This window comes from Candidatus Aminicenantes bacterium (assembly GCA_026393795.1).
Taxonomy (GTDB): domain Bacteria; phylum Acidobacteriota; class Aminicenantia; order UBA2199; family UBA2199; genus UBA2199.
Genome location: JAPKZL010000210.1, coordinates 1 through 6,560 on the forward strand (window position 1 = coordinate 1; position 6,560 = coordinate 6,560).

The window sequence follows — 6,560 nt, forward strand, 5'->3', positions numbered from 1 at the left end:
CAAGAAGAACCTATGAGGGAGCTTTCCATCATGCGATGAACCGCGGATATGAGGGGAAGCCGATTTTCAGGTCAGCAGCTGATAAGAAGTTCTTTTTGGCTTTGCTGGGAAGGATACAGCCCCTGACCAAGATCCGCATCCTGGCTTATTGCGTGCTGGACAATCACTACCACCTGGTGATTCAGAATGTATCCGGCAGGATGTCGGATTTCTTCAAGCAATTGAACGGTCAATATGCCGTGTATTACCGGAAACGGCACGGCGGTCGGGGCTATGTCTTTCAAGATCGTTTCAAATCCATGCTGATACAGGATGATGCCTATCTGATGATCGCAATCGCCTATGTGCTCGGTAACCCAGTGGCGGCAAAAGTGGTCGCTAGTTTTATTGAATATCCATGGTTCAGCGCCCAACTCTATTTCGGTCAAGACCGGTGTAACGCGGTTGATTGCGGGTACGTGGAGGAATTATTCGTGAGTCGGGACGAATTGCACAGGTTCGTAATGGATACGGACCTCGATGAACTGCCCACGGTTCGCTCGGAACTTGGTCAAATTATCGGCGGCGAAGAATTTGTTCCAAAGGCTCTGGCTTTGGCGGATCGGCGATCAGGAAGGGAGAGTATTGAGCGGCGACGGGTCCGCGATAAGCATTTTGAATCGCCGGAAAAGGTTCTTCAAGAGTTTGAAAAGGAGCACAGCATCAAAATAGCGGGATTGAATATTCAAGCTTACTCCGGGAAGAGGATGAGAGCTGAGTTGCTCGTTCATCTCAAAGAGCGTGCGGGAATGACCTATCGGGAAATCGTGAAACTGGATCCCTTTGCAGGTTTGGAGCTGAATAGTTTGGGATGCCTATACCGCCGTGCGCGCTTGAAGTTTCCTTTGTGGGGAGAATAATGTCAAGAATACAAGAACCGTCCCTCTTGCTGCTTCTGCTCAAGAATACAAGAACCGTCCCTCTTGCTGCTTCAAGAACCGTCCCTCTTGCTGCTTTTGGCAGGCGGCGCAGAAGGGACTCCGTCCCCGGTTCCCTTGCTATTTCAGTAAAAGTTCCTTAAAATCTAGCATCACTACGCCGAGGTCCCCCGAGGCGTCTAGTGATGCTACGCCGAGCTCCTGCGAGGCGTCTAGCATCACTAAATGCTTCGGAAGACCTCAGCAAAGTGATGCTAGGAGGTGCGCATGTTGGATTTGGCAATGCCTTTTGGAATTATTGTTTTGGTTATTTGTATGTTGGGGATCCGCATCGTGTCGCAATGGCAGAGCGGGGTTGTTTTTCGCCTGGGGAAATTTGTCAGGCAGATCACGCCCGGGTTGAATATCATAATCCCCGTTCTGGAATACGTGAGACGTGTGGATATGCGTGTCCGCACCATGGATGTCATACCCCAGGAGATCATGACCAAGGATTCGGTCCCGGTCAAGATCGACGCCGTGGTCTATTACAAGATCTTCGATGCGCCGAAGTCGATCATCGCGGTCGAGAATTTCAGCATGGCCTCCACCTTGCTGGCCCAATCCAAGCTGAGGGATGTCCTGGGCAAATATGACCTGGATACCCTGCTGTCCAACAAGGACCAGATCGGCAAGGAAGTATTGGTGGAATTGCAGGGGCCGACAGATGATTGGGGGATCAATATCATCAGCGTCGAGATCAAGAATATCGAGTTGCCGGACAATATGAAGCGCGCCATGGCCAAGGAATCCGAGGCTGTCCGCGAGAAACGCTCGCGATTGGTCAAAGCCTCGGCGGAAGAGGAAGCCAGTAAAAAGTTTACCGACGCCGCCAAAACGATGGAAGCGTCTCCCAATGCCCTGATGTTAAGACAGCTGCAAACCTGGCAGGAGATCGGCGCCGAACAAAACAGCCTGATTGTCCTTGTACCTACTGAATTTGCTTCAATTGCAAAAAAATTGCAGGATAGTAAATAAAACAACAGCGGAGCGCCTAAGAGCGACGAGGGAAAAAGGCATTTGGGGACGGTGCCCCCTGTGCGGACTTCGCTTGCAAATTTGCATTTAAAAAAGTTGAAAGGAACGCGAGAGTTAAAATACGGGGGAATCGCCAGATTGCCCGAGTTCGCCGGCGTCAGGATGAACTCGCTTGGATCGATGTACCGTCATGAAAAAAGTGGAAGATCATGATTTGTGCATATAAACAAGCACCGTCCCTGGAGTGTCTGGTTCGCTAAGTCTTCCTTGACAGGTTTTAGAAAAAAGCGTAGCCTGAACGCTGCAAAAGCTGCCGCTGTATTTTAAGCAGGCAGAACAATTTCTCATAATTTAGAGGAGGTAGCAGAGGATGAAAACCAACATGTTTATGGGGCGCGACTGGATCGACGCTGAAATTGATTACGGCAAGGAGGAGTGGGAGACGCTGATCGACGTGGCGCTCGAGCTCAAACGGCGCCATGCGCTGCGTGACGACCAATCCGGCATTCTTAAAGGCAAAACCCTGTTCACCATGTTCTTCAACCAATCGCTGCGCACCCGCTCCACATTCGCCGCGGGCATTCAGCAGCTCGGCGGATTTCATGTAGACCTGGAACCCGGCAAAACGTATACGCCGGCAAGAAAGGGTTATGATATCCCGTATCAAACAGAAAGAATCAAGGACGTCGCCGAAATGCTGTCCCGCGTCGGCGATGCGATCGCCATCAGGATGTATGGCCCCCCGGCCATGTGGCGTTACGGCTTTGCCAATGCCACGATGAAGGAATTCGCGCAATTCGCGGGAATCCCCATTATCAACATGGAATGCGACAAGTTCCATCCCACGCAGGCGCTGGCTGATTTGATCACCGTCAAGGAAAAGTTCGGCACTTTCAAAGGACTCAACCTGACCATGTCGTTTGCCTATTCGGGGTCAATCGAAAAACCGCGCGCCGTGCCGCAAAGCGTCGTTCTGGCGGCGACCAAAATGGGGATGAATGTGACGTTGGCGCATCCCGAGGGCTACGAGCTGGACCAGAAGATCATCGACCAATGCCAAGCGTTCTCCAAGCAGACCGACGGTTCTTTCAAGATCATCAACAATTTCGACGAGGGCTTCAAGGGCGCGCACATCGTTTATCCCAAGGCCTGGGGCGCGCATACCTGCTTCAATTACGCCGACGAAAACGGCAAGGTTTTCAAGGCAGCGGATCACGCGGAAGCAAAGCGGGTCAATGAAGCCGCAAAAAATTGGCGGACCACCGCCAAGCAGATGGCGCTGGTCGATAAGCAGGGGATTTACATGCATTGCCTTCCGGCCGACCGGTCGCAGGAAGTGGACGATGACGTGATCGACGGTCCGCGGTCAGTCGTCATCGACGAGGCGGAAAACAGGCTGCATGCCCACAAGGCGATCATGGCCATGATCATGGGCGGACGTTTATAGTATCTCCGGGGCATTGAGGTCAGGTCTCCAGGTTCCAGAAATCAAGTTATGAAACCATCCGGGTAAGATAGGGGAGCCGTCCCCAATTCTCCCCATTTGCCTTTCCGGCCCTTTTGCTGTATAATGATCATCAAGGTGCCCCCCATGTTTCAACCTTTCCTGAACGACCCCGATGTTTTTCCTTCCGATTCCGTCCTCTCCCAGCCACTTGGCCGCTCCAAGCCCGCCTGGGACGCTTTCATGTCGCTGCTGAAAAACGATTACCCGCAAATGTCGGTTGATTGGCGCTACTACAGCGACGGCAGGACCTGGCTTTGCAAGGTGACGCAGAAAGCCGATACCATTTTCTGGATATCGGCTTGGGACAAGTTCTTCAAAATTTCGTTCTATTTCACCGCCAAGGCCGAAGCCGCCATCAGCGCCAGCACGCTGGTCCCCGGGCTGAAGTATTCCTTCCTCCACCCCAAGGGCCGGTGCTCGCTCCGGCCGGTTACCACCGAAGTGAGAAAAAAAACCGACCTGAAGCCAATCAAGGAACTGATCGAGATTAAGTTGAAATTGAAATAATTTTGCTTTTATCTGTTATCATGGCCGCGGACAACCGGGTTGAAGTTAACGGTGATGAAACTGCTGGTACTGGCTGATATCGATGATTTTCGCTGGCTGGGCGGCAACGGCCGGGCCGACGTACTGCTGGCCCTGGGCGATGTGGCCGACGCGGTGATCCTGCAGGCGGCGGAAGCCTGGCATTGCCCGGCCGTGCTGGCGGTCAAGGGCAACCACGATACGGACGCCCCTTTCCCGGCGCCCATCCTCGACCTGCATTTGCAAACCGTCGATCTGGGGGGTTTAAGCTTCGGCGGCCTGAACGGCTGCCTGCAGTATAAGCCGCGCGGTTTTTTCCTCTATGAGCAGGAAGAGATCGAGGCGTATCTGCAAACCTTTCCGACCGTGGATATCTTCATTTCCCACAACTCGCCGCGCCGGGTGCACGACCGTGAAGATGGGATGCATACCGGTTTCAGCGGTCTGAACCACTACATCGAACGCGCAGCGCCGCGCCTGCTCCTGCACGGCCACCAGCACCGGAACTGCGAAACGGCGCTGGAGCGCACCCGCGTGGTCGGCTGCTTCGGCTGGCGGGCGATCGAGATCCTTCCTTAGATTGCTCCCCAACATTATGATAATTCAAGACCTGCCCCTAATTTCCGTTGTTTATTTATCTCTTGCCGGGAAAATGCTTCTCGAGGAATTTCAGCAGCGTTTGCGAATACTCGGCGTCCTTTTCGGGCTCAATGAAGGATTCGGTGATGAAATGGCGGTCCCCATCGCGCACGAATGTTTCCACATGCCCCGGGGCGCTCCGCCGGAGCCTTTCAAAGTTGGCAAACAGGACCTGGGAGTCTCCCCGGCTGTGCATCAGCAACGCCGGCCTCTTGCCCAACTTCGCGATCTCGTTTTTGGGGCTGACCCGCCAGCCGTTCACTCCGAATTTTATCGAAGCCGCCAGTATCGAGAACGGTTTTACGATCTTGGCCAAAAGGACCGGAGCTTGCGCCGACATGCCTTCATAGAAGACATCCTGCCAGGAGGAATAGGCCGAAAGGCTTATCAGGCCGTCAATTCCGGCGATCTCGCCGATGGAGTTGATGGCGCTCGCTCCTCCCATTGACAGGCCGAAGACCACGATCGGGACATCCTTATAGGCCGCCTGGGCTCTTATCCATTCCACAACCGCCCGGGCGTCACGATACTCCTTGTAGCCCAGACAGATGACGTCGCCGCCGCTGGCTCCGTGCGCGCGCATGTCCAAAAGCACGGTGGCGTAGCCATGCTCTCTGAAAAAGCGGGCATGCCCGAAAAACGCGGTCACGGAAGGGTTATGTATTCCGGACAGGCAGACGATCACCGCTTTGGGATCATCTGTCCCGACTTCATGGACCGCGATCCGCAGCCCGTCTTCGGTCGTGACGAAGAACGGCTTGGCAATGATCCCGAAGTCGGCCGCGGACCAGACCTCGTCAAAGTCAACATGCCTGTCGACCATCGGGTGCATCACGGCAAAGGGGATATAGGTGAAAAGCGCGATCAGCAATACGATAATAATGGCCGCCGCCTTGAGAATGACTTTCTTTTTTCTGCTCTTTTCCATGTCGACCCATAGTGCAGCAAATCGGTCCCGGATGTCAAGGCTCTGAGCATTTGGCATTTGGGGACGGCGCTTGACTTGGTGATCCTGATAGCCCGGCGTTCAGTGATTTTTTAACAGGGTCCCGAGCTGCCGGCAACAGGAGGGGCAGAAGCGGCCGTCGGAGCGGTCGACGATACGGATGGTGCCGCGGGCGTCTTCCATCAAGCAGCCGGGGGTGGGGCAATGCAGCAGGCCGAAGGTGTGAGCCAGCTCGTGCAGGACTACCCGCTCTAAGCGCTGAAGAAAAAGTTCCCTGGATGCCCGGCCGTGCCTCAGGCGAAAGGAAGTCTGGAAGCCTGGGGACGGACGGTGAAAATGTGAAAAAGATTAAGCGACACTCATACCAAGTCTTAGTTGAATTCATTGGCCAAGCTGTACAAGGATGCCCGGAAACGAATCGCCGGCAAAAAAAGCTAAAGTCACAAAGTCAAGCACCGTCCCCAATTCCCATCTTCGTCCCCAATTCCCCTCTTAGCCACTTAGCCAAATTCACTAATTTTCTTGACATTTCAAATAATGATCTTTAAAATGCAAATATGGGGAAAAATGGCTAAGCTAAGCGTATTTTTCGATACATTAAATGATTTTATCAGGGAGGATAAAACGTGAGTGCCAACCGCCGAATTTACGAAATGTCTTTACGCCAGATTGGCCTGATTTCAATTCTGGCTTTTTTGACGATCGCCTCGGGTCAATGGAATCTGCACGCCGCGCAGCCGTCATCTGACCAAGCGCTCCTGGGCAGGGTTTGGCGCGTCACGGAATACGGAGGTTGGACGGCCACTTGGACGCGTCGCGGCGACAGCCTCGTTTTCGATGGCGTTTGGTTCAACGGCAGCCAGAAAGTGACCGGAATGCTTGCGATGGCGGTTCAGGGCCGCGTGGTACGAATCCAGAGCCGTCAGCAAACCAACGGTTATGATGTCGATTATGAGGGTACGCTTTCCCTGGATGGGCGCAGTATCCAGGGGACTCTCAAGGTTTTAGG

Annotated in this window: 8 protein-coding genes; 6 read left to right on the forward strand and 2 right to left on the reverse strand. The window is 53.7% G+C overall.

The genetic code is table 11. The features are described 5' to 3' along the window. The 5 genes from NTW95_10275 to NTW95_10295 all read left to right on the forward strand — a co-directional run. On the forward strand, positions 1-899 hold an 899-nt coding region (locus NTW95_10275; GenBank protein ID MCX6557798.1), incomplete at its 5' end, for a transposase. A gap of 285 nt (positions 900-1,184) precedes the next feature. Beyond that, entirely contained in the window at positions 1,185-1,934 is a 750-nt protein-coding gene (locus tag NTW95_10280) for a slipin family protein (protein MCX6557799.1), read from the forward strand. A gap of 370 nt (positions 1,935-2,304) precedes the next feature. Further along, positions 2,305-3,381: an ornithine carbamoyltransferase gene (locus tag NTW95_10285; GenBank protein MCX6557800.1), complete on the forward strand. Its 1,077-nt coding sequence runs from the start codon at positions 2,305-2,307 to the stop codon at positions 3,379-3,381. 144 nt (positions 3,382-3,525) lie between these two features. After that, complete coding sequence (locus tag NTW95_10290; GenBank protein MCX6557801.1) at positions 3,526-3,948, forward strand: DUF3788 family protein; 423 nt, start codon at positions 3,526-3,528, stop codon at positions 3,946-3,948. A gap of 54 nt (positions 3,949-4,002) precedes the next feature. Continuing rightward, the gene (locus NTW95_10295; protein ID MCX6557802.1) at positions 4,003-4,545 is read left to right on the forward strand and encodes a hypothetical protein; all 543 of its coding nucleotides are present in this window, start codon (positions 4,003-4,005) and stop codon (positions 4,543-4,545) included. A 55-nt stretch (positions 4,546-4,600) separates the two neighbouring features. On the opposite strand, the gene NTW95_10300 is transcribed toward NTW95_10295, so the two are convergent. Then, entirely contained in the window at positions 4,601-5,533 is a 933-nt protein-coding gene (locus tag NTW95_10300; protein MCX6557803.1) for an alpha/beta fold hydrolase, read from the reverse strand. Between the two features lie 99 nt (positions 5,534-5,632). Continuing rightward, complete coding sequence (locus tag NTW95_10305) at positions 5,633-5,848, reverse strand: hypothetical protein (protein ID MCX6557804.1); 216 nt, start codon at positions 5,846-5,848, stop codon at positions 5,633-5,635. A 329-nt stretch (positions 5,849-6,177) separates the two neighbouring features. Between NTW95_10305 and NTW95_10310 the strand changes: the two genes are divergently transcribed. Next, on the forward strand, positions 6,178-6,560 hold a 383-nt coding region (locus NTW95_10310), incomplete at its 3' end, for a hypothetical protein (GenBank protein ID MCX6557805.1).